Raw genomic sequence first — 22,492 nt, 5'->3', positions numbered from 1 at the left:
TTCGGGGCGCGGCTGCACGCCGCGATGGCCGCCCGCGGGCCGTTCTGCGCCGGCATCGACCCGCATCCCGGCCTGCTCACCGCCTGGGGCCTGACCGACGACGTCGACGGGCTGGAGCGGTTCGCCCGCACCGCCGTCGAGGCGCTGGGGGACACGGTCGCGCTGCTCAAGCCGCAGTCGGCGTTCTTCGAGCGGCACGGCTCCCGTGGCGTGGCCGTGCTGGAGAACGTCATCGCCGACGCGAGGGCCGCCGGCGCGCTCGTCCTGCTCGACGTCAAGCGCGGCGACATCGGCTCGACGATGCAGGCCTACGCCGATGCCTACTGCGACCCGGCGTCGCCGCTGTGCGCCGACGCCGTCACCGTCTCGCCGTACCTGGGCTTCGAGTCGCTGCGGCCGGTCCTCGACACCGCGGCGGCGCACGGCAACGGCGTGTTCGTGCTGGCGCTGACGTCCAACCCGGAGGGCCCGGAGGTCCAGCGCGCGACGACCGCCGACGGCCGCACCGTCGCCGGGACGATGCTCGACCACGTCCGGGCGGCGAACGCCGGCGCCGAGCCGCTGGGCTCCGTCGGCGTCGTCGTCGGCGCCACCACAGGAGGGGCGGCGACCGGCGGGAGCGGCGAGGACCTCGCCGTCGGCGGGCCGCTGCTGGCGCCCGGCATCGGGGCCCAGGGCGCCACCGTCGCGGACCTCGCGACGGTGTTCGGGGCGGCCTTGCCGCAGGTCGTGCCGTCGGCGTCACGGGAGGTCCTGTCCGCCGGACCGGATCCGCGGGCGCTCCGCGCGGCCGCCCAGAAGACCATCGACGACGTCCGTGACCTGCTGTTTCGTGCCTCCACCGGGGCCTGACCGGCGCGAATTCGGCGACTTCCAGCGCGACACGCGGGGGACCTCGTACCGTGGATTCGTCCGGACAGGTACGGTGGATTGCGTTGCTGACCTGGCGGTTCACTCGCTAGGTTCCTGAAACAAGGCCATCACAAGCGGTGGTCGGACCCACATCCACACAACGACACAACAGAGGTGACCCGCTCGTGGCGCTCCCTAACCTGACTCCCGAACAGCGCGCGGCCGCACTCGAGAAGGCTGCCGAAGCTCGCCGGGAGCGTGCGGAGGTCAAGAACCGCCTGAAGAACGCCGGAGCCCGTCTCGGTGACGTGCTCAAGGAAGGCGAGAAGAATGAGGTCATCGGCAAGATGAAGGTTTCCGCCCTCCTCGAGTCGATGCCCGGCGTCGGTAAGGTCCGCGCCAAGCAGATCATGGAGGAGATCGGCATCGCCGAGACCCGTCGCGTGCGCGGCCTGGGCAACAACCAGTCGGCAGCGCTGATCGAGCGTTTCGGCGGTTGAGCCTGCACACGTCCCATCCGCGGTCGGCCCCGCGGGTCATCGTCCTGTCGGGGCCGACGGCGGTCGGAAAGACGACCGTCGTCAAGAAGCTGCGCGCGGCGCACCCGGAGCTGTGGATCTCGGTGTCCACGACCACCCGGCCGCCGCGGCCGCGGGAGATCGACGGCGAGCACTACCACTTCGTCGACGACGCGACGTTCGACAAGATGATCGAGCACGGCGAGTTCCTCGAGTGGGCCGTCGTGCACAAGCGGGCCAAGTACGGCACGCCGCGTGGCCCGGTCGAGCGCGCGCTCGCCAACGGCCATTCGGTGCTGCTTGAGATCGACCTGCAGGGCGCTCGCCAGGTCCGCCGGACCATCCCGGACGCGCTGTTCGTGTTCCTCGCGCCGCCGAGCTGGGACGAGCTGGTGCGCCGGCTGATCGGCCGCGGCACCGAGAGCGAGGCCGAACGGGAACGCCGGCTGACCACCGCCCGCGAGGAGCTGGCCGCGGAGGCCGAGTTCGACGTCACGCTCGTGAACACCGACGTCGAGACGGTTTGCGAAGAGTTGGTAGCCTTGATGCGTACACCCCACTTGACAAGCCCGGAGGCATGAGCGTGTCCGGTACCCAAGGCGTTGCCGAGGGCATCACTTTCCCACCCATCGACGACCTGCTGGCCAAGACCGACTCCAAGTACGGCCTGGTCATCTACGCGGCCAAGCGGGCGCGGCAGATCAACGCCTACTACTCCCAGCTCGGCGAGGGGCTGCTCGAGTACGTCGGGCCGCTCGTCGAGACGCACGTGCAGGAGAAGCCGCTGTCCATCGCGCTGCGCGAGATCGACGCCGGCCTGCTCACCGCCGAGCACATCGACCCGAACGACATCGACGCCGAGCTCCCGGCCACGCCGGCGCCGGCGGCCGACAGCGCCACCGAGCAGCAGAGCTGACGGCGGTCCGGCCCGCCATGGCCGAACCGCCGGGTCAGGCGACATTGATGGTGAGTGGAGGGCCGCAGGTCCTCCCGACCATCGATCCAGGGCTGAGGATGTCTAGAGAGCGCGGGTGAACGTCGCATGACCCGGCAAATCGAAATCGTCCTCGGGGTCGGCGGCGGCATCGCTGCGTACAAGGTCGCCGACGTGCTGCGCCGGCTCACCGAGTCCGGCCACGGCGTCACCGTGGTACCCACCAGGTCGGCCCTCCGATTCGTCGGGGAGCCGACCTGGGCCGCGTTGTCGGGACGGCCGGCCCGCACCGAGGTCTTCGAGGACGTCCACGAGGTCCCGCACGTGCGCATCGGACGGCGGGCCGACCTGGTGCTGGTCGCGCCGGCGACGGCGGACCTGCTGGCCAAGGCCGCCGCGGGGCTGGCCGACGACCTGCTGACGTCGACCCTGCTGACGGCGCGCGGGCCGGTGATCTTCGTGCCGGCCATGCACACCGAGATGTGGGAGCACCCGGCGACGGTGGCCAACGTCGCCACCCTGCGCGAGCGCGGCGCGCTCGTCGTCGAGCCCGCCGTCGGGCGGCTGACCGGCGCCGACACCGGCAAGGGCCGGCTGCCCGAGCCCGCCGACATCTTCGCCTACGTCACCGACGTGCTGGCCCGCGGCACGGCCGGGCCGGACCTCACCGGCCGGCACGTCGTCGTCTCCGCCGGCGGCACCCGCGAGCACCTGGACCCGGTGCGCTTCCTCGGCAACCGCTCGTCCGGCCGGCAGGGCTACGCGCTGGCCCGGGCCGCCGCGGCCCGTGGGGCGAAGGTGACGCTGGTCGCGGCGAACGTGGCGCTGCCCGACCCGGCCGGCGTCGACATCGTCCGGGTCGGCTCGGCGGCGCAGTTGTACGACGCGATGCTGGCCGCCGCGGCGGGCGCGGACGCCGTCGTCATGGCCGCCGCCGTCGCCGACTTCCGGCCGGCCGCCTACACCGACACGAAGATCAAGAAGGCGGCGGACGGGTCGTCGCCGGTGATCGAGCTGGAGCGGACCACCGACATCCTGGCCCACCTGGCCGCGCACCGGCCGGACCCGAAGCAGGTCGTCGTCGGGTTCGCGGCCGAGACCGGCGACGCGTCGGGCACCGTGCTCGACCACGGCCGGGCGAAACTCGCCGCCAAGGGCTGCGACCTGCTGGTGGTGAACGAGGTCGGCGCGGACCGCGGGTTCGAGACGGAGGACAACGCGGCGGTCGTGCTCGGTGCCGACGGCAGCGCGGTCACCGTGGCGAACGGGCCGAAGACGGCGCTCGCGCACATCGTGTGGGATCTGGTCCGCGCCAGGCTCTGAAACGCCGCCGTCTCAGGATGCGGCCGGAAATTGTCCAGCCCGTGGACCTTCCGGCGCGGACGGCGGGACATTACCCTACAGTTGGGCTGCCCGGACGGTGGTCCGCGTGCCAAGAGGGGGCTTGCGTTGTCTCTACGTCTGTTCACATCCGAATCCGTCACCGAGGGTCACCCGGACAAGATCTGCGACCAGATCAGTGACGCCGTGCTCGACGCGCTGCTGAAGGACGACCCGAACAGCCGCGTCGCGGTGGAGTCCATGGTGACCACCGGGCTGGTGCACGTCGCCGGCGAGGTGACCACCCAGGGCTACGCCGACATCCCGGGGATCGTCCGCGAGACCATCCTCGGCATCGGGTACGACTCGTCGACGAAGGGCTTCGACGGGTACTCGTGCGGCGTGTCGGTCTCGATCGGCTCGCAGTCGCGCGACATCGCGCAGGGTGTGGACTCCGCGTACGAGCACCGCGTCGAGGGCGACCTCGACCCGCTGGACCTTCAGGGCGCCGGCGACCAGGGCCTGATGTTCGGCTACGCCAGCGACGAGACGCCCGAGCTGATGCCGCTGCCGATCATCGTCGCGCACCGGCTCGCGCAGCGGCTGTCCGAGGTCCGCCGCTCCGGCGCGGTCCCGTACCTGCGCCCCGACGGCAAGACCCAGGTCACCATCGAGTACGACGGCGACCGCCCGGTCCGCCTCGACACCGTCGTCGTGTCGACGCAGCACGCCGCGAACATCGACCTCGACCAGCTGCTCACGCCCGACATCGCCAACCAGGTCGTCAAGCCGGTGCTCGAGCAGTTCGAGCTCGACGGCCACGACGCCCGGCTGCTGGTGAACCCGACCGGACGGTTCGAGATCGGCGGCCCGATGGGCGACGCCGGCCTCACCGGCCGCAAGATCATCATCGACACCTACGGCGGCATGGCCCGCCACGGCGGCGGCGCGTTCAGCGGCAAGGACCCGTCGAAGGTGGACCGTTCCGGCGCCTACGCGATGCGCTGGGTGGCCAAGAACGTCGTCGCGGCCGGGCTGGCCCGCCGCTGCGAGGTCCAGGTCGCCTACGCGATCGGCAAGGCCGAGCCGGTGGGCGTCTTCCTGGAGTGCTTCGGCACCGAGACGGTCCCGCTGGAGCGCATCGAGCGCGCCGTCAGCGAGGTCTTCGACCTGCGCCCGGCCGCGATCATCCGCGACCTGGACCTGAAGCGGCCGATCTACGCGCAGACCGCCGCCTACGGCCACTTCGGCCGCGAGCTGCCGGACTTCACCTGGGAGCGCACCGACCGGGTCGACGCCCTGCAGGCGGCCGCGGGTTGATCGGCCCGATCGGTCCTGTGGACAACCGCTGGCCGGGTCCGCCGGTGCGGTAGAAACGGTCTGTGAGCGCATCCGAGCCGGCCGAGCCCGACCAGTTGGCGCTGGTCGCCGCGCCCGGCCGGCGCCGGTTCCGCACCCGTGAACCGGAGCCGGTCGCGGCCGAGCTGCCGGTGGCCCAGGTGCTGGTCGACGTCGGGCTGCCGCACCTGGACCGGCCGTTCGACTACCTCGTGCCGGCCTCGATGGACGGCGACGCGGTCGTGGGTGCGCGCGTGTCGGTGCGGTTCGCCGGCACCGACCACGACGGCTTCGTCGTCGCCCGCACCGACGCCAGCGACCACGAGGGCAAGCTGGCCCGGCTACGTCGCGTCGTGTCGGCCGAGCCGGTGCTGGCGCCGGAGATCGTCGCGCTGGCCCGCGCCGTCGCCGACCGGTACGCCGGCACCGTCTCCGACGTGCTGCGCCTCGCCGTTCCGCCGCGGCACGCGACCGCCGAGAAGGCCGCGTCGCCGGATCCGCCGGTCCCGCCGGCCCGGCCCGAGCCCGGCGGCTGGGCCGAGCACGTCGACGGCGCCGCGCTGCTGGACGCGCTGGCCGCCGGGGGAGCGCCGCGCGCGGTCTGGAATCCCGGCCCGGCCGCCGACTGGCCCGACCTCGTCGCCCGGCTGGTCGCCACGACGCTGTCCGGCGGACGGGGCGCGCTCGTCGTCGTGCCCGACGGCCGCGACCTCGCGCAGGTCTCGGCGGCGCTGACGGCGCTGCTGGGCGCCGGCAGCCACGTCGAGCTGGCCGCCGACGCCGGACCGTCGACGCGGTACAAGCGCTGGCTGGCGGTACGCCGCGGCGCCGTGAAGGCCGTCGTCGGGACCCGGTCGGCGGCGTTCGCGCCGGTGCACGACCTCGGCCTCGTCCTCGTCTGGGACGACGGCGACGACCTGCACGCCGAGCCGCGGGCGCCGTACCCGCACGCGCGCGAGGTGCTGCTGCTGCGCGCCCACCAGGCCGGCGCGGCCGCCGTCGTCGGCGGGTTCGCCCGCACCGCGGAGGCCGAGCAGCTGCTGACCACCGGCTGGGCCCGGCCCGTCACGCCGTCGCGGCCGACGGTGCGGGCGGCGGCGCCGCGCATCCACGCCAGCGGCGACGACCACGAGCAGGCCCGCGACGAGGCCGCCCGCACCGCCCGGCTGCCGTCGCTGGCGTGGCGGACGGCGCGGGCCGGGCTCGCCCGCGGGCCGGTCCTGGTGCAGGTGCCGCGGGCCGGCTACCTGCCCGGCGTCGCCTGCGGGCGGTGCCGGACACCGGCGCGCTGCACGGCCTGCTCCGGCCCGCTGGTGCTCGGCCAGGCCGACCGGCCGCCGCGGTGCGCCTGGTGCGCGACGGAGCACCCGTCCTGGCGGTGCGGGGAGTGCGGGAACCCGACGCTGCGCGCGACCGTCGTCGGCGTGCGGCGGACGGCGGAGGAGCTGGGCCGGGCGTTCCCCGGGGTGCCGGTGCTGCTGTCGCGCGGCGACGCCGTCCGCGACACGGTGCCGTCCGAGCCCGCGCTCGTCGTCGCGACGCCCGGCGCCGAGCCGGTCGCCGACGGTGGGTACCCGGCGGCGCTGCTGCTGGACGGGACGGCGCTGCTGGCACGGACCGGCCTGCGCGCGGCCGAGGAGGCGCTGCGCCGCTGGCTGCGGGCCGCGGCCCTGGTCCGGCCGGGCGCCATGGGCGGCGAGATCGTCCTCGTCGCGGACTCCTCGGCGCCGGCCGTGCAGGCGCTGGTCCGCTGGGACCCGGCCGGGTTCGCCGGCCGCGAGCTGGCCGAGCGGGCGTCGCTGCACCTGCCGCCGGCCGCCCGGGTGGCCGAGCTGACCGGGGCGCCCGCCGACGTCGACGACCTGCTCATGCACGCCGAGCTGCCCGACGGCGCCGAGGTGATCGGCCCGGTCCCGGTCGACGACGGCGCGCGGGCGATGATCCGGGCGCCGCGCGGCCTCGGGACGGCGCTGGCCGCGGCCCTGCGCGCGGCGGCGGGCGTCCGGTCGGCCCGGCGCACCGGCGGCACCGTCCGCGTCCGCGTCGACCCCGTCGACTTCGGCTAGTCGTGATGTCCGGTACCCGCTAATCGGCTCTCAGGCGTCTGGTGTCGTGTGCCCACATCGCGATCTCGACGCGGTTGCGGGCGCCGAGCTTGGTCATCAACGATGCGACGTGGGTCTTGACCGTGCTCAGGCCGACGAAGAGCTCGGTGGCGATCTCGGCGTTGGTCCGGCCCCGTGCCACCAGCGCGAGCACCTCCTCCTCGCGCCCGGTGAGCGGGTCGATGGGCTGGACCGGTGCGACCGGCGCCTGGTCGGCGAAGGTCGCCAGCAGCCGGCGGGTGATGTTGGGAGCGATCAGCGCGTCCCCGGTGGCCGCCGCGTGGATGGCCTGCACGAGGAGCTCCGGCCCGGCGTCCTTGAGCAGGAAGCCGCGGGCGCCGGCGCGTAGGGCGCCGAGGACGTACTCATCGAGGTCGAAGGTGGTGATCACGACGACCGCCATCGGGTCCGTCACGTCCGGCCCGGCCAGGCGCCGCGTCACCTCGACGCCGTCGAGCCCGGGCATCCGGATGTCGACGAGGAGGACATCGGGACGCAGCCGGGTCGCCAGGTCGAGCGCTGCGAGCCCGTCTGCTGCCTCGCCCACGACCTCGAGGTCGGGTTGCGCGCCGAGGATCATCACCAACCCGGTCCGGACCAGGTCCTGGTCGTCGGCTACGACGACACGGATGCTCATGCCAGCGCCTCCACCGGCAGCACGGCCTCGACCACCCAGCCACCCTCGGGCGCCGGCCCCGCGGAGAGCGATCCGCCGAGGAGCTGGGCGCGTTCGGCCATGCCCAGCAGGCCGAACCCAGGCTCCGGGGCCGGCCCCGGCTCGGTCCGTCCATCGTCGCTGACGCGCAGCCTGACGGCGCCGCCCTCCCGGCGTACGTCGATGCCGACGCGGGTCGCGCTCCGGGCGTGCCGTACGGCGTTGGTCAGCGACTCCTGCGCGAGCCGGTAGAGCGCCGCGTCCACGGGTCGTGCCAGCCGCGCCAACGAGCCGTCCAGCGAGACCTCGACGGTGGGCGTCGCGTCGGCCCGCGCCAGAGCAGGCAGGTCCGCGACACCCAGCTGCGGTGAGTAGGCGACGGCTTCCTCCTCACGCAGCACCCGCACCATGGATCTCATCTCCGCCAGGGTTCGCGACGCTTCGGACTCGATCGCGGCCAGAACCTCGGCAGCCTTCTCAGGCTGGCTGCCGGCGACCACTCCACCGGCCTGCGCCTGCACCGCGATGGCCGAGACGTGGTGGGCCACGGTGTCGTGCAGCTCTCGCGCCAGCGCTACCCGCTCCTGATTGCGGATCTCGCGCTGTTGGCGATGCCAGAGGTCCGCGCGGTAACGGAACACCGCCGCGAGGGCGACGAACAACAGCAAGAGGACGCTCCCGCCGAAAACATCGGCCCAGCCCGCGGCGGAGGCGTACATCCCCAGCGCGATGACGACCGTCACGAACGCCGTCCCCAGGACCATCTCCCGTCCCGAGCCCCACCGCACCAGGGAGTAGAGCAGGATCAGGATGGCCATCATGGAGTAGAGGCCGAGGTCCCCGGCCTGCGCAGTCAACTGGAGGACCGAGAGCAGCCCGGCGATGCCCCACCCGATCAGGGCGGCCATCAGGGGGCGGCCCCGCCGCCAGAGCAGGGCAGGCATCAGCGCCAGGGCGAGCACCGTCACCAGGGGTCGCCAGGCCAGGCCCGGCCGAACGATGCCCTCGACCAAGGCGGCGGCCGCGAACCCGCCCACCAGCAGCCGGTCGAGACGACCGATGGGTGGGGCGTCAGCAGGCCGCGGCTCCTGCCAGATTGAGCGCCGGACGGTGACCACGGCTCCAGCCTAGGGATCGGCGCGTCCCGGCGTACCCGCCGAAAGAACGAGAGACAGACCATCCATCGGCCAGGCGAGCTCCGGCCTCCGGGCCGATGTGCCCGCCGCCGGGCTCAGCGATCGTGGACCCACCGATCCTCAGCACAACAACGGAGCCCATGATGAGAACACCCCAGCCCACCACACTGGAAGATCAGCCGATCCCGGTGAGAGCCAAGCTCGCCGCAGCGTGGACGAGCTTCATGTTCCTGTACGTCTACGTGGACGTTCTCAACTTCTTCACGCCCGGCGTCGTCGAAGACATCCTCGACGGCAGGGTCTTCGAGTTCGACCTCTCCCAGACCTTTTCGACCACGGCGCTGACCCTCGTGGCCATCCCGATCCTCATGGTCGTGCTGTCGATGACGCTGCCCGCCAGAGTGAACCGCATCGCGAACCTCATCGTGGCCTCGCTCTACGTCCCCGTCACGGCTTTCAACGCGGTGGGCGAGTCCTGGCTGTTCTTCTACGGCCTCGGCGTCGCACTGGAAGTGATCCTTCTCGGCCTCATCCTGCGGTACGCCTGGACCTGGCCCCGCACCGCACCGTCGGCGACAGCAGTCCTCCTGCCTGGACTTCACGGCCAGCCGGAGATCTCCCGGTAGTGCGCCACCGCCTCGGCCGGGCGGCCGTCGAAGGCGAGGCGGCCGTCGTCGAAGACGAGGACGCGGTCCATCGCCAGCACGGCGTCGAGGTCGTGTGTGACGAGGATCACCCGCTGCGGCAGCTCGCTCAGCAGCGTCAGCACGCGGCGGGTGTTGCGCAGGTCGAGCAGTGTCGTCGGCTCGTCGCAGACCAGCACCTTCGGCTCGGTCACCAGGACCGAGCAGAGCGCCAGCAGTTGCTTCTGGCCGCCGGAGAGCAGGTGCGCCGGGTGGTCGGCGTGCCCGGCCAGCCCGAACGCCTCCAGCGCCTCCGCCACCCGGGCGTCCACCGCGGACCGCGGCAGGTCGCGCAGGCCGAACGCGACGTCCTCGGCAACCGTCGGCATCAGGATCTGCGCGTCCGGGTCGGTGAAGACGAAGCCGACCGAGCGCCGCACCTCCGCGCCGGACCGGCCGCGCGTGGACAGGCCGTCCACCGTCACCGACCCCGACGTCGGCAGCACCAGGCCGTTGAGCAGCCGCGCGAACGTCGACTTGCCCGAGCCGTTCGCCCCGATGACGCCGACCCGCTGCTCGGTCAGCGTGACCGTGACGTCGCGCAGCACCACCCGGTCGCCGTACCGGTGCGTGACCCCCTCGACGGCGATCACAAGGACGACGCGGCGAAGGTGTCGCAGGCGGCGACGTCGCCGGAGCGGAACCCGGTGGTGAACCAGGCCTGCCGCTGCTCGCTGGAGCCGTGCGTCCACGACTCCGGCGTGACCGTGCCCTGGAAGCGCTCCTGGATGTAGTCGTCGCCGACGGTGCCGGCGGCGGCCAGCGCGTCGGCGATGTCGCGGTCGGTGAGCTCGGTGATCAGCGGCTGGCCGGACTCGTCGTCGGAGGTCGTGGCGGCGCGCGCCCACATGCCGGCGTAGCAGTCGGCCTGCAGCTCCAGCCGTACGGCGTCGGAGTCGGGCCCGGACTGGGTGCGCACCCGCTGCATCTGGCCGGTGAGGTTCTGCACGTGGTGGCCGTACTCGTGCGCCAGCACGTACGCCTCGGCGAACTGCCCGCTCGGCCCGCCGTAGGTGGTGCGCAGCTGGTCGAAGAACCCCAGGTCGAGGTAGACCTTCTGGTCGCCGGGGCAGTAGAACGGCCCGACCTGCGACGACGCCGTGCCGCAGCGCGTCGTGACCGACGTGGTGAAGAACGTCGTCGTCGACGGCGTGTACCGCTGCCCGGCGGCGGCGAAGTAGTCCTCCCAGAACGCCTGGACCGAGTTCACGTACAGCACGAACCGGCAGTCCTGGTTCTCGTCGATGTCGGCGACGGTCTGGCACTCGCGCTCCAGCTCGCCCTCCGAGCCCGGCGCCGCCTCGACGGCGGGCGAGTCGGAGCCGCCGAGGAGGTCGGCCGGGTTGGTGCCGGTGAGCAGCGCCAACAGGGTCAGGATGACCGCGCCGATGCCGCCGCCGGCCGCGGCCGTACGGCCCGCCGAGCGGCGGCCGCGCTGGTCGGACACCTGGGAAGGATCCAGGCGTGCGCGCCGGTTGAACTTCATGGCCGATTCACCTCCCGCGTAGACTGCACACCATGATGCCCGTGGCGGACTGATCGTGCCTGACCGATCGCCCACCCATTCCCCGGCCACGGAGAGTTCACCCTGACATGATCACCGCTCACCACCTCGAAGTGCGCGCAGGCGCGCAGGTGTTGCTCGAAGACGCCAGCTTCCGCATCGGCCCCGGCGACAAGATCGGCCTGGTCGGCCGCAACGGCGCCGGCAAGACCACGCTGACGCGCATCCTGGCCGACGAGGGCCAGCCGGCCGCGGGCTCGGTCACCCGCACCGGCCCGATCGGCTACCTGCCGCAGGACCCGCGGGCCGGCGACCCGGAGGTCATCGCGCGCGACCGGATCCTCGGCGCCCGCGGCCTCGACGTCGTCGTGGCCGGCATGCGCACCGCCGAGAAGCAGATGGCCTCCAGCGACGCCGACGAGCACGAGCGCGGCATGCGCCGCTACGCCCGGCTGGAGGCGGAGTTCCTCGCCGCCGGCGGGTACGCCGTCGAGAGCGAGGCGGCCACCATCTCGGCCAGCCTCGGGCTGCCCGACCGGGTGCTCGCGCAGCCGCTGAAGACGCTCTCCGGCGGCCAGCGGCGCCGGGTGGAGCTGGCCCGCATCCTCTTCTCCGACGCCGAGACGCTGCTCCTGGACGAGCCCACGAACCACCTCGACGCCGACTCCATCGTCTGGCTGCGGGACTTCCTGCGCGCCTTCAAGGGCGGCCTGGTGGTCATCAGCCACGACGTCGCGCTGCTGGACAAGACCGTCAACCGGGTCTTCCACCTCGACGCGAACCGGGCCACGCTCGACGTCTACAACATCGGCTGGACCGCCTACCTGGCCCAGCGCGAGACCGACGAGCGCCGCCGGCACCGCGAGCGGGCGAACGCGGAGAAGAAGGCCGCCGCGCTCAAGGCGCAGGCCGACCGCATGCGCTACAAGGCCACCAAGGCCACCGCGGCGCAGAACATGGACCGGCGGGCCCAGCGGCTGCTGTCCGGCCTGGAGGAGCAGCGCCGCTCCGACAAGGTCGCCAAGCTGCGCTTCCCCGACCCCGCCCCGTGCGGCAAGACGCCGCTGACGGCGTCCGGGCTGTCCAAGTCGTACGGGTCGCTGGAGGTCTTCACCGACGTCGACCTCGCCATCGACCGCGGCAGCCGGGTCGTCATCCTCGGCCTCAACGGCGCCGGCAAGACGACGCTGCTGCGGCTGCTGGCCGGCGTCGAGACGGCCGACACCGGCGTCGTGGAGCCCGGACACGGGCTGCGGCTGGGCTACTACGCCCAGGAGCACGAGACGCTGGACACCTCGCGCACCGTGCTGGAGAACCTGCGCACGTCCGCGCCGGACCTCCCCGAGCTGGAGGCGCGCCGCGTGCTCGGCTCGTTCCTGTTCTCCGGCGACTCCGTCGACAAGCCGGCCGCCGTGCTGTCCGGCGGCGAGAAGACCCGGCTGGCGCTGGCCTCGCTGGTCGTGTCCAGCGCGAACGTGCTGCTCCTCGACGAGCCGACGAACAACCTCGACCCCGCCTCCCGCGAGGAGGTGCTGGCCGCGCTGCGCTCCTTCGCCGGCGCGATCGTCCTGGTGACCCACGACGAGGGCGCCGTCGAGGCGCTCGGCCCGGAGCGCGTCGTGCTGCTCCCCGACGGAGTCGAAGATCTGTGGAACCCCGACTATGCGGAGCTCGTCTCACTCGCATAGAGAGGTCGATCCAGCCTGCGTTTTTTCGTTCCCTGGAGGGACGATCGCGCCTTCGAGTGGCGAAAAAGCGGAATGGAGCGGATCATTGTCCTCTGTCATGCAGAACAACGAAACGGGAGGACGCGTGGCCGAGAAGTTGGTAAAAGGCGCGCGGATCAGTGGGGGGCAGCGTGACAAGCTCGCCTCTGACCTGAAGAAGAAGTACGAAGGTGGACGGAGCATCCGCGAGCTCGCCACCGAAACCGGGCGTTCCTACGGGTTCGTCCACCGGGTTCTGTCCGAGTCCGGTGTCAACCTACGAGGCCGTGGAGGCGCCACTCGAGGCAAGGCCAAGAAGCAAGCCTGAACCAGCCCCAGTTGGTCGAGATGCCGGAGGAGGGTGGCCTCCAGCAGCTCGGTCACCCCGATAAACGCCTCGTCACCCAACGCGCGGTCCCCGGCGCGCACGCCGTTCAGGCGGCGGGGGCGAAACACCGAGCAGCCCGGCCGGTGAATCGTTCGGCGGATTCTCGAGTCGTCGTACTCGAACCCGTGGGGTTCCTTCCCATTACGAGTTGATCTTGGTCAGCGCCCGCGGAGTGGGGCGGGCAAGTCCGACATAACGGACAGTGATAAACCGTCGCACTCCGCGCTGTTGATCTTGGTTCACGCCATTGACCGAGTTATCGGTGCGCTTTCACGCAGAGTGACGTGAAGGCAGAGTGAGTGCCTGTTCGCGTTCTTTGCGATGGGCCGATCGGGCGCTTCAGCATGTCCGGAAACGCTACCCGCGTTGGGTACTTCGTCACCGTGCGTGACGGCTTGTGCCGCGCTGGGTGTCCGCGGACGAGCGCGAGGTCACCCGGAAAGATCACCGAGCGTGACGGAGCCGCCCGGCACGCTCAGAGCGAACGGGGGAAGAAACCGCCGCCCGGCCGGCGTTCCCTCCGGCGGGTTCAGCGGACAGGAGGAGGTCGACGCGGGTGTCGATGGGGATGGGTCACGCCTGGCGCGCGTCGAGGTCGTTCTCCGGCGACCAGTCGGTGACCAGCCAGCGGCTGCCGAAGGGCACCGTCAAGCGGATCGCCGGCTACGGCCGTCCCTACCGCCGCCAGATCACCGTCTTCCTCGCCACCACCGTTCTCGCCGCGGCATCGGCGGCCGCCGTCCCGCTGCTGCTGAAGCTGCTCATCGACAGCGGCGTCAGCGCCGGCGACCGGTCCGTCGTCGTCTGGGCCGCGCTCGCGGTGGCCGGGCTGGCCGTCGTCGACGTCGTGCTCGGCCTGGTCGGCCGGTGGATGTCGGCCCGCGTCGGCGAGGGCCTGATCTTCGACCTGCGCCGCCAGGTCTTCGACCACGTGCAGCGCCAGCCGGTCGCGTTCTTCACCCGGACGCAGACCGGCTCGCTGGTGTCCCGGCTCAACAGCGACGTGATCGGCGCCCAGCAGGCGTTCACCGGCACGCTGTCGCAGGTGGTCAGCAACGCCGTGACGCTGGTGCTGGCGCTCGGCGCGATGATCGTGCTGTCGTGGCAGATCACGCTGATCGTGCTGGTGCTGGTGCCGCTGTTCCTGCTGCCGGCCCGCTTCATCGGCCGCAAGCTGGCCGACATCAGCCGCGAGGCCATGCAGCTCAACGCCGCGATGAGCCAGTCGATGACCGAGCGGTTCAACGTCTCCGGCGCGCTGCTGGTGAAGATCTTCGGCCGCTACCAGGACGAGAACGCCGACTTCGGCCAGGCCGCCGGACGCGTCCGCGACATCGGCGTCGTCCAGGCGCTCTACGCCCGCTACTTCTTCCTCGGCCTCACCTTCCTGGCCTCGCTGGCCACCGCGGTCGTGTACGGCGTCGGCGGCTGGCTCGCGATCGGCGGGACGCTCGAGGTCGGCACGCTGGTGGCGCTGGCCGCGCTGCTCACCCGGCTCTACGGCCCGCTGACCGCCCTGTCCAACGTCCAGGTCGACATCATGACCGCGCTGGTCAGCTTCGACCGCGTCTTCGAGGTGCTGGACCTGGAGCCGATGGTGCGCGACGCGCCCGGCGCCCGGCCGCTGCCCGCGGGGGACGAGCAGCTGTCGGTCCAGTTCGACGACGTGCACTTCGGCTACCCGGGACCGGACGAGGTGTCGCTGGCCTCGCTGGAGTCGGTCGCCCGGCCGACCGCGGCGTCGGCGGAGCCGGTGCTGCGCGGCGTCTCCTTCGACGTCGCGCCGGGCCAGCTGGTCGCGCTGGTCGGCCCGTCCGGCGCCGGCAAGTCGACCATCACGCACCTGGTGGCGCGGCTCTACGACCCGACGGCGGGCGTCGTACGGGTCGGCGGCCGCGACCTGCGCGCCGTCACGCTGGAGTCGCTGCACGAGGCCGTCGGCGTCGTCACCCAGGACGCGCACATGTTCCACGACACGATCCGTTACAACCTCGCCTACGCGCGGCCCGGCGCCGCCGACGACGAGCTGTGGGCGGCGCTGGAGGCCGCGCAGATCGCCGGGCTGGTCCGGTCGCTGCCCGAGGGCCTGGACACCGTCGTCGGCGACCGCGGCTACCGGCTCTCCGGCGGCGAGAAGCAGCGGCTGGCGATCGCGCGGCTGCTGCTCAAGGCGCCGCGGGTCGTCGTGCTGGACGAGGCGACGGCCCACCTGGACTCCGAGTCCGAGGTGGCGGTCCAACGGGCGCTGGAGACCGCGCTGGCCGGCCGGACGTCACTGGTCATCGCCCACCGGCTGTCCACCATCCGCGGCGCCGACGCCATCCTCGTCGTCGACGACGGCCGCATCGTCGAGCGCGGCACGCACGAGCAGCTCCTGGCCGCCGGCGGCACCTACGCCGAGCTGTACCGCACCCAGTTCGCCCTCCAGGACGCCGGCACGATCACAGCGACCTGATCGAGCCGCCGTCGACGGCGATCATGGAGCCGGTCAGGTAGGACGCGGCGGGGGAGAGGACGAACGCGGCGACCTTGCCGAACTCCTCGGGCCGGCCGTAGCGGCGCAGCGGGATGGTCCGCGACGCCGTCTCCTTGACGGCGTCGGGGTCGCGGCCGGACATCTCGGCCAGCTCGCGCAGCCGGTCGGTCTCGATACTGCCGGGCAGCAAGCCGATCGTGCGGACGCCGTCAGGCCCCAGCTCGTCGGCCAGCTGCTTGATCACCATCGCCAGGCCCGGCCGCAGCCCGTTCGACGCCGCGAGGCCGGAGATCGGCGCCTTCACCGAGCTGGACAGCACGAACGCCAGCGCGCCGCCGCCGGACAGCCGGGCCGCGACCACCCGGGCCAGCCGCACCGCGCCGAGGAAGACGCTCTCGAACGCCGCCCGCCACTGGTCGTCGGTGAGCTCCCTGGCCGGGCCGGCCGGCGGGCCGCCGACGCTGACCAGGGCGCCGTCGAGCCGCCCGAACCGGTCCAGCGCGACGTCGGCCAGCCGCTCCGGCGTCTCCGGGTCGGCGTTGTCCGCCGCCACGCCGACGACGGAGCCGACGCCCAGGTCGTTCACCGCCGCGTCGACCGACTCCTGGGAGCGCGACGCCAGCACCAGCCGGGCGCCGTCGGCGACCAGCGCCTCCGCGCCGGCCCGGCCCAGCCCGCGGGTGCCGCCGGTGACGATGTAGACGCGATCCTTCAGGCCGAGATCCATGGTCGTCCAGCCTAGGGTGTGTCAGGCGTGGCCGGTGGCCGGGCCCTCGACCCCGGTGAGGAGGTAGGCCGCGGTCACCAGCGGGATGTGGCTGAGCGCCTGCGGGAAGTTGCCGACCATGCGGCCGATGCGCGGGTCGTACTCCTCGGCCAGCAGCCCGAGATCGTTGCGCAGCCCGAGCAGGTGCTCGAACAGATCCCGCGCGCGCTCCTCCCGCCCGGTCAGGTGCAGCGCCTCGACCAGCCAGAACGAGCAGGCGAGGAACGCGCCCTCGTCGCCGGGCAGGCCGTCGACGGTGTGCTCGGGCCGGTAGCGCAGCACCAGCCCGCTGTCGGTCGACAGCTCCTTCGCGACGGCGTCGACGGTGCCGGCGACACGCGGGTCGTCCGGCGGCAGGAAGCCGACGATCGGGATCTGGAGCAGCGCCGCGTCCAGCGCCGGCCGGCCGTAGGCCTGCGTGAACGTGTTGCGCTGCGGGTCGTAGCCCTGGTCGAGGACGTCCTTCATGATCGTCGCCCGCAGCGCCCGCCAGCGGTCCGGCTGGCCGATCGCGTGCGCGTTCTCCAGCGTCGCGACGGCGCGGTCGGCGGCCACCCAGGCCATCACCTTGGAATGGACGAAGTGCTGGCGCGGCCCGCGGACCTCCCAGATGCCCTCGTCCGGCTGGCTCCAGGCGCCCTCCAGGTGCTCCAGCAGCTTCTCCTGCAGCGACCAGACGTGCTTCTCCAGCGTCAGCCCGTGCTGGTGCGCCCGGGCCAGCGTGTCGATCACCTCGCCGTAGACGTCGATCTGCAGCTGCTCGGCGGCGGCGTTGCCGACCCGGACCGGGCGGGAGCCCTCGTAGCCGGGCAGCCAGTCCAGCTCGTACTCCACCAGCCGCCGCTCGCCGCCGAGGCCGTACATGATCTGCAGGCCGGCCGGGTCGCCGCCGATCGCCCGGATCAGCCAGTCGCGCCAGGCCCGCGCCTCGTCGACGTAGCCGCTGCGGACCAGCGCGTCCAGCGTGAACGCGGAGTCGCGCAGCCAGCAGTAGCGGTAGTCCCAGTTGCGCACGCCGCCCAGGCCCTCGGGCAGCGACGTGGTGGGCGCGGCGACGATGCCGCCGGTCGGCTCGTAGGTCAGCGCCTTGAGCGTCAGCAGCGAGCGCATGACGGCGTCGCGGTACGGGCCGCTGGACGTGCAGCGGGCCGCCCAGTCGGTCCAGAACCGCTCGGTCGCCGCGAGCGCATGCGCCGCGTCGGCGGGCTCGTCCGGCGGCTCGTGCGACGGCCGCCAGCCCAGCACGAAACTGACGGTCTCGCCCGCGCCGACCGTGAAGTCCGAGTGCGTCGTCAGCCCCCGCCCGTACGTCGGCACCTCGCAGTGCAGCGCGACCGAGTCCGGCCCGGCGACGCCGACGATCAGCCCGCGCTCGCGGTGCATCCACGGCACCGACCGGCCGTAGTCGAAGCGCAGCCGCAGCTCGCTGTGCATCGGCACCCGGCCGGACAGCCCCTCGACGACGCGGACGACGTCGTGCTGGCCGGTGCTCGGCGGCATGAAGTCGATGACCTTGACGCTGCCGTCGGGCGTGTCCCAGACGTGCTCGAGGATCAGTGTGTCGCCGCGGTACCAGCGCCGGTCGGCCGGCCCGGCGCCGATCGGCGCGATCCGCCAGAACCCGTGCCTGGCGGTGCCGAGCAGCGATGCGAAGCAGGCGGCGGAGTCGAACCGGGGCAGGCAGAGCCAGTCGATGGTGCCGTCACGGTCGACGAGCGCGGCGGTGCGGAGGTCGCCGATCAGCCCGTGGTCCTCGATCAGCCCCGTCATGCCTCAATGTCTACCCGACCGGCGGGCCGCTCGGGGGTCTCCTCGCTCCCGCGCGCCTCACCGCGGATCAGCAGGATGAAACCGCCGACGCCGACGACGGCGAACAGGAACCACTGGATCGCGTAGGACAGGTGTGGCCCGGACTCGGTCTCTGGCGGCTCGATGAGCTGCAGCGACGTCGCCGGCTCCGGGACCTGCGCGATCAGCTCGCCCCACGCTCCGTAGAGCGGGTAGGGCAGGCCCGCGGCGATCGCCTCGACGTCGACGAACCGCACCGAGCCCGACGACGGGTCGACATCGTGGCCGGTCTCGCTGCGCCGGACTCGGGCGGTGACGGTGACCTCGCCGTCCGGCGGGGCGGCCAGCTCGATCTCGTCGTCGTCGCGTCCGTCGGCCGCGACGAAGCCGCGGTCCACCAGCAGCGCCGTGCCGTCGTCGGTGACCAGCGGGGTCAGCGCGTGCACGCCGCGGGTGCCGTCGACCGGGCGCAGCCGCAGCCGCAGCTCCTCGTCGACGTCCCAGCGGCCGGTCACCTCGACGGTGCGCCACTGGTCGTCGGTGGCAAGCGTCTCGCCGGGTGGGGCCAGCTCGGCGGCCGGGACCGGGTCGCCGCCGACGTTGGCCTCGATGACGGCGTTGCGGTCCTGCCGCTGCTCGTTGCGGTCCAGCTGCCAGAGCCCGAGCCGCACGCACAGCAGCACCAGCAGCACCCCGGCGAGCGTGCGCACCAGCCAGCGCCGCGACGCCAGGAACCTGTACACATCCAAGACCGTACGCCGAGCGGCTCGCCGCGGGTCCAGCGGGGCTTAGGCTGGTTGAGTGCTGGTGGACCGATACGGACGCGTCGCGACCGACCTGCGGGTGTCGCTGACCGACCGCTGCAACCTGCGCTGCACTTACTGCATGCCCGAGGAGGGGCTGGCCTGGCTGCCCCGCCAGGACATCCTGACCGACGACGAGGTGGTGCGGCTGGTGCGCATCGCGGTCGAGCTGCTCGGCGTGCGCGAGGTCCGGTTCACCGGCGGCGAGCCGCTGCTGCGCCGCGGGCTGGTCGACATCGTCGCCGCCTGTGCGCAGCTGGAGCCGCGGCCGGAGCTGTCGCTGACGACGAACGCCGTCGGCCTGGAGCGCACGGCCGCCGCACTCGCCGCGGCCGGGCTGGACCGCGTCAACGGCTCGCTCGACACGCTGCGCGCCGACCGGTTCGAGGCGCTGACGCACCGGCGCCGGCACGCCGACGTGCTGGCCGGGCTGACAGCGGCCCGCGACGCCGGGCTGACCCCCGTCAAGATCAACACCGTGCTCATGCGCGGCGTCAACGACGACGAGGCGCCGGAGCTGCTGGCCTGGGCGCTCGAGCACGGCTACGAGCTGCGCTTCATCGAGCAGATGCCGCTGGACGCCCAGCACGGCTGGGACCGCGCCACGATGGTGACGGCCGAGGAGATCCTGGCCTCGCTGCAGTCGGTGTTCACGCTCACCCCCGTCGGCGACGACGGCCGCGGCAGCGCGCCGGCCGAGACCTGGCTGGTCGGCGGCGGTCCGGCCCGCGTCGGCGTGATCGCGTCGGTGACCCGGCCGTTCTGCGGCGCCTGCGACCGGACCCGGCTCACGGCCGAGGGTCAGGTGCGCAACTGCCTGTTCGCGCGCGAGGAGTCAGACCTGCGCGGAGCCATGCGATCCGGCGCCGATGACGCCGAGTTGGCCCGCCGGTGGAAGATCGCTATGGCCGGCAAGGCGGCCGGTCACGGCATCGATGACCCGGGGTTTCTCCAGCCGTCGCGGCCGATGTCTGCTATCGGTGGCTGAAAACCGCAAATCCTGCGGCTGACCAGGGAAGATCCGGCAGATTCGCCGTAGATGAAGACGACGCCGGGCAGCCACGGGGGAAGCCGCCCGACGTCGCCGGTACGCAACGCACCGACGGGGGAATACGGAACGTGCGCCTGGGGAGTATTGCACGTTCCTCAACCTCTTCGGAAGGGCCTGTCAATGTTCGATTCGATCTTTGGCCACCGGGGCCGGCGGAAGCTCCAGCCGCTGTGCCGGAACCACCGGTGAGAGGGCGCTGTGCCGCGGCTGGCGGGTCGCGTTGGCGATGACGACCGCGATGTAGGGCAGCACCACCGCACCCAGGATGAACACGATCCGCAGCCAGCCCTGGCTGATCACGGCCAGCGGCAGACAGGCGACCCGGATGCCCATCATGATCAGATACCGGCGCTGCCGGCTGGCGAGGTCGTCGCTGCGCGGCGCCGCGGCCGTCGTGACCGACGGCACAGGGTCGCTACGACGCGCGCCGTGACCGTTCACCCCTCAACGGTAGGCCAGAATCGGACGATCAGCGCGGCCGGGCCGCCCAATCGGCCCGGCGCCGGACAGAGGGGAACGTCATGAACCGCACCTATCGAGTGACCGAGATCGTCGGGACGTCCAGCGAGGGGATCGACGAGGCGGTGCGCAACGGCATCGGCCGGGCCGCCCAGACCCTGCGGCACCTCGACTGGTTCGAGGTCACCGAGGTCCGGGGCCAGATCGTCGACGGCGAGGTCCAGCACTTCCAGGTCGGCATGAAGGTCGGGTTCCGGCTCGAGGACGCCTGACGGTAGCGTCGGCGCTCGACGTTCACCGAGGAGAGGAGAGCCGGACGTGGGTCGGTCCGTACTGGTGACCGGTGGCAACCGCGGGATCGGGCTGGCGATCGCGCGCTCGTTCGCGCAGGCCGGCGACGACGTCACCATCACCTACCGCAGCGGCGAGCCGCCCGAGGGGCTGGGCGGGGTGCGCTGCGACGTCACCGACAGCGAGTCGGTCGACGCGGCGTTCACCGAGGTCGAGGCCGCGCAGGGACCGGTGGAGGTGCTCGTCGCCAACGCCGGCATCACCCGCGACACGCTGCTGCTGCGGATGAGCGAGTCCGACTTCACCGACGTCCTCGACACGAACCTCACCGGCGCGTTCCGGGTGGCCAAGCGGGCCGCCAAGGGGATGCTGCGGGCCCGAAAGGGGCGCGTGGTGTTCATCTCCAGCGTCGTCGGCCTGCTCGGCTCTCCCGGCCAGATGAACTACGCCGCCAGCAAGGCCGGGCTGGTCGGGCTGGCCCGGTCGATGGCGCGCGAGCTGGGCAGCCGCAACATCACCGCCAACGTCGTCGCGCCCGGGTTCGTCGAGTCCGACATGACCGCCGAGCTCACCGACGACCGGCGCAAGGAGATCCTGTCCGGCATCCCGCTGGGCCGGTACGCCAGCGCCGACGAGGTCGCGCGGGTGGTGCGCTGGGTGGCCGGCGACGACGCGTCGTACGTGACGGGCGCCGTGATTCCGGTCGACGGCGGATTGGGGATGGGACACTGATGGGCATTCTGGACGGCAAGCGGATCCTGGTCACCGGCGTTCTGACGGAGGCCTCGTTCGCGTTCCACGTGGCTCGGCTGGCGCAGGAGCAGGGCGCGACGGTGGTGCTCACCGGGTTCGGCCGGCTGACCCTGGTGGAGCGCATCGCCAAGCGGCTCCCGTCGCCGGCGCCCGTCGTCGAGCTGGACGTCACCAGCACCGAGCAGCTGGACTCGCTCGCGGCCCGGGTCGGCGAGCACATCGACGGGCTGGACGGCGTCGTGCACTCGGTCGGGTTCGCGCCGCAGTCCGCGCTCGGCGGCTCGTTCCTGGAGACGCCGTTCGAGGACGTCTCCACCGCCGTGCACGCGTCGACGTACTCGCTGAAGTCGCTGACGATGGCCACGCTGCCGCTGATGCCCGACGGCGGCTCCGTCGTCGGCATGGACTTCGACGCGCAGGTGGCCTGGCCCGGCTACGACTGGATGGGCGTGGCGAAGGCCGGCCTGGAGGCGACGTCCCGGTATCTCGCCAAGTACCTGGGGCCGCGCAACATCCGGGTCAACCTGATCTCGGCCGGGCCGGTCAAGACGATGGCGGCGCGGTCGATCCCAGGGTTCTCCGACTTCGAGGGCGTCTGGAACGACCGGGCGCCGCTCGGCTGGGATCTGTCCGACCCCGAGCCCGGCGCCCGCGGCGTCGTCGCGCTGCTGTCGGACTGGTTCCCGAAGACGACCGGCGAGGTCATCCACGTCGACGGCGGTGTGCACGCGGTGGGCGCGTGATCCCGGCGGCGCGCGACGGCTCGGTGCGCCTGGGCGGGCTGGTCCTCCGGGACCACTGGTTCGACGCGCCGCTGTCGCACGCCGCTCCCGCCGGCGAGCGGATCCGGCTGTACGCGCGGGAGGTCGTGTCGGCGTCCGATCCGGACCGCGAGCTGCCGTGGCTGCTGTTCCTGCAGGGTGGGCCGGGCGGCAAGGCGACCCGTCCGCCGGGCGCGTCGGGGTG

23 protein-coding genes and 1 pseudogene are annotated in these 22,492 nt (G+C 72.6%); 16 read left to right on the top strand and 8 right to left on the bottom strand.

The window, feature by feature from the left end; genetic code table 11:
- Positions 1-24: 24 nt before the first annotated feature.
- The 7 genes from pyrF (at position 25) to C1I92_RS24815 (ending at position 7,028) form a co-directional block, all read left to right on the top strand.
- Positions 25-852 (top strand): orotidine-5'-phosphate decarboxylase, encoded by an 828-nt coding sequence (gene pyrF / locus C1I92_RS24845; protein WP_369124130.1) that lies wholly within the window; start codon positions 25-27, stop codon positions 850-852.
- Between the two features lie 185 nt (positions 853-1,037).
- On the top strand, positions 1,038-1,352 hold the full coding sequence (gene mihF, locus C1I92_RS24840; RefSeq protein WP_111257331.1) for an integration host factor, actinobacterial type: 315 nt from the start codon (positions 1,038-1,040) through the stop codon (positions 1,350-1,352).
- Positions 1,349-1,951, top strand: coding sequence for a guanylate kinase (gene gmk, locus C1I92_RS24835; protein ID WP_111257330.1), 603 nt, complete (start codon positions 1,349-1,351; stop codon positions 1,949-1,951). The genes mihF and gmk overlap by 4 nt, the downstream gene beginning before the upstream one ends.
- A 2-nt stretch (positions 1,952-1,953) precedes the next feature.
- On the top strand, positions 1,954-2,286 hold the full coding sequence (rpoZ, locus tag C1I92_RS24830; protein ID WP_267896769.1) for a DNA-directed RNA polymerase subunit omega: 333 nt from the start codon (positions 1,954-1,956) through the stop codon (positions 2,284-2,286).
- 126 nt (positions 2,287-2,412) lie between these two features.
- Entirely contained in the window at positions 2,413-3,627 is a 1,215-nt protein-coding gene (gene coaBC / locus C1I92_RS24825) for a bifunctional phosphopantothenoylcysteine decarboxylase/phosphopantothenate--cysteine ligase CoaBC (RefSeq protein ID WP_111257328.1), read from the top strand.
- A 126-nt stretch (positions 3,628-3,753) separates the two neighbouring features.
- Positions 3,754-4,944 (top strand): methionine adenosyltransferase, encoded by a 1,191-nt coding sequence (gene metK, locus C1I92_RS24820; protein ID WP_111257327.1) that lies wholly within the window; start codon positions 3,754-3,756, stop codon positions 4,942-4,944.
- 62 nt (positions 4,945-5,006) lie between these two features.
- Positions 5,007-7,028 (top strand): primosomal protein N', encoded by a 2,022-nt coding sequence (locus tag C1I92_RS24815; protein ID WP_111257326.1) that lies wholly within the window; start codon positions 5,007-5,009, stop codon positions 7,026-7,028.
- 19 nt (positions 7,029-7,047) lie between these two features.
- Here the strand turns inward: C1I92_RS24815 and C1I92_RS24810 are convergent, their stop codons facing one another.
- Positions 7,048-7,704, bottom strand: coding sequence for a response regulator (locus C1I92_RS24810; RefSeq protein ID WP_111257325.1), 657 nt, complete (start codon positions 7,702-7,704; stop codon positions 7,048-7,050).
- A complete protein-coding gene (locus C1I92_RS24805) occupies positions 7,701-8,840 on the bottom strand; it encodes a sensor histidine kinase (protein WP_111257324.1) in 1,140 nt (379 codons plus the stop codon). Before C1I92_RS24805 ends, C1I92_RS24810 begins: the two co-directional genes overlap by 4 nt.
- Before the next feature lie 161 nt (positions 8,841-9,001).
- On the opposite strand from C1I92_RS24805, the gene C1I92_RS24800 reads away from it, so the two are divergent.
- Positions 9,002-9,484 (top strand): DUF6326 family protein, encoded by a 483-nt coding sequence (locus C1I92_RS24800; protein ID WP_111257341.1) that lies wholly within the window; start codon positions 9,002-9,004, stop codon positions 9,482-9,484.
- On the opposite strand, the gene C1I92_RS24795 is transcribed toward C1I92_RS24800, so the two are convergent.
- Together C1I92_RS24795 and ypfJ are read right to left on the bottom strand one after the other, a co-directional pair.
- Positions 9,457-10,134 carry an energy-coupling factor ABC transporter ATP-binding protein gene (locus C1I92_RS24795; RefSeq protein WP_111257323.1) on the bottom strand — a complete coding sequence of 226 codons (678 nt, stop codon included), beginning with the start codon at positions 10,132-10,134 and terminating at the stop codon, positions 9,457-9,459. The two genes, C1I92_RS24800 and C1I92_RS24795, sit on opposite strands and share 28 nt — an antisense overlap.
- Entirely contained in the window at positions 10,131-11,027 is an 897-nt protein-coding gene (gene ypfJ / locus C1I92_RS24790) for a KPN_02809 family neutral zinc metallopeptidase (protein ID WP_111257322.1), read from the bottom strand. The genes C1I92_RS24795 and ypfJ overlap by 4 nt, the downstream gene beginning before the upstream one ends.
- Before the next feature lie 107 nt (positions 11,028-11,134).
- Between ypfJ and C1I92_RS24785 the strand changes: the two genes are divergently transcribed.
- The 3 genes from C1I92_RS24785 (at position 11,135) to C1I92_RS24775 (ending at position 15,594) form a co-directional block, all read left to right on the top strand.
- Entirely contained in the window at positions 11,135-12,733 is a 1,599-nt protein-coding gene (locus C1I92_RS24785; protein WP_111257321.1) for an ABC-F family ATP-binding cassette domain-containing protein, read from the top strand.
- Positions 12,734-12,857: 124 nt separating this feature from the next.
- Entirely contained in the window at positions 12,858-13,079 is a 222-nt protein-coding gene (locus tag C1I92_RS24780; RefSeq protein WP_074946318.1) for a helix-turn-helix domain-containing protein, read from the top strand.
- A 622-nt stretch (positions 13,080-13,701) separates the two neighbouring features.
- A complete protein-coding gene (locus C1I92_RS24775; protein WP_233507230.1) occupies positions 13,702-15,594 on the top strand; it encodes an ABC transporter ATP-binding protein in 1,893 nt (630 codons plus the stop codon).
- On the opposite strand, the gene C1I92_RS24770 is transcribed toward C1I92_RS24775, so the two are convergent.
- The 3 genes from C1I92_RS24770 to C1I92_RS24760 are packed head-to-tail and all read right to left on the bottom strand — an operon-like array spanning position 15,581 to position 18,912.
- Positions 15,581-16,342: an SDR family oxidoreductase gene (locus C1I92_RS24770; protein WP_111257318.1), complete on the bottom strand. Its 762-nt coding sequence runs from the start codon at positions 16,340-16,342 to the stop codon at positions 15,581-15,583. The two genes, C1I92_RS24775 and C1I92_RS24770, sit on opposite strands and share 14 nt — an antisense overlap.
- A gap of 21 nt (positions 16,343-16,363) precedes the next feature.
- A complete protein-coding gene (locus tag C1I92_RS24765; protein WP_111257317.1) occupies positions 16,364-18,151 on the bottom strand; it encodes a glycoside hydrolase family 15 protein in 1,788 nt (595 codons plus the stop codon).
- Positions 18,148-18,912 carry an SURF1 family cytochrome oxidase biogenesis protein gene (locus C1I92_RS24760; RefSeq protein ID WP_158564266.1) on the bottom strand — a complete coding sequence of 255 codons (765 nt, stop codon included), beginning with the start codon at positions 18,910-18,912 and terminating at the stop codon, positions 18,148-18,150. The genes C1I92_RS24765 and C1I92_RS24760 overlap by 4 nt, the downstream gene beginning before the upstream one ends.
- 58 nt (positions 18,913-18,970) lie before the next feature.
- On the opposite strand from C1I92_RS24760, the gene moaA reads away from it, so the two are divergent.
- On the top strand, positions 18,971-19,960 hold the full coding sequence (gene moaA / locus C1I92_RS24755; protein ID WP_111257315.1) for a GTP 3',8-cyclase MoaA: 990 nt from the start codon (positions 18,971-18,973) through the stop codon (positions 19,958-19,960).
- Between the two features lie 180 nt (positions 19,961-20,140).
- On the opposite strand, the gene C1I92_RS24750 is transcribed toward moaA, so the two are convergent.
- Positions 20,141-20,464, bottom strand: a complete 324-nt coding sequence (locus C1I92_RS24750; protein ID WP_111257314.1) for a DUF3099 domain-containing protein — start codon at positions 20,462-20,464, stop codon at positions 20,141-20,143.
- A gap of 80 nt (positions 20,465-20,544) precedes the next feature.
- On the opposite strand from C1I92_RS24750, the gene C1I92_RS24745 reads away from it, so the two are divergent.
- The 4 genes and pseudogenes from C1I92_RS24745 to C1I92_RS24730 form a co-directional block, all read left to right on the top strand.
- Complete coding sequence (locus C1I92_RS24745) at positions 20,545-20,754, top strand: dodecin (protein WP_111257313.1); 210 nt, start codon at positions 20,545-20,547, stop codon at positions 20,752-20,754.
- A gap of 46 nt (positions 20,755-20,800) precedes the next feature.
- Complete coding sequence (locus tag C1I92_RS24740; protein WP_111257312.1) at positions 20,801-21,505, top strand: beta-ketoacyl-ACP reductase; 705 nt, start codon at positions 20,801-20,803, stop codon at positions 21,503-21,505.
- A complete protein-coding gene (gene fabI / locus C1I92_RS24735; protein WP_111257311.1) occupies positions 21,502-22,269 on the top strand; it encodes an enoyl-ACP reductase FabI in 768 nt (255 codons plus the stop codon). Before C1I92_RS24740 ends, fabI begins: the two co-directional genes overlap by 4 nt.
- A pseudogene (locus C1I92_RS24730) lies at positions 22,266-22,492 on the top strand (hypothetical protein); the annotation flags it as partial. The gene fabI and the pseudogene C1I92_RS24730, both read left to right, overlap by 4 nt.

It is taken from the genome of Jiangella anatolica (genome assembly GCF_003236295.1).
GTDB lineage: Bacteria > Actinomycetota > Actinomycetes > Jiangellales > Jiangellaceae > Jiangella > Jiangella anatolica.
This window is presented reverse-complemented; position numbering and strand designations above follow the sequence as displayed.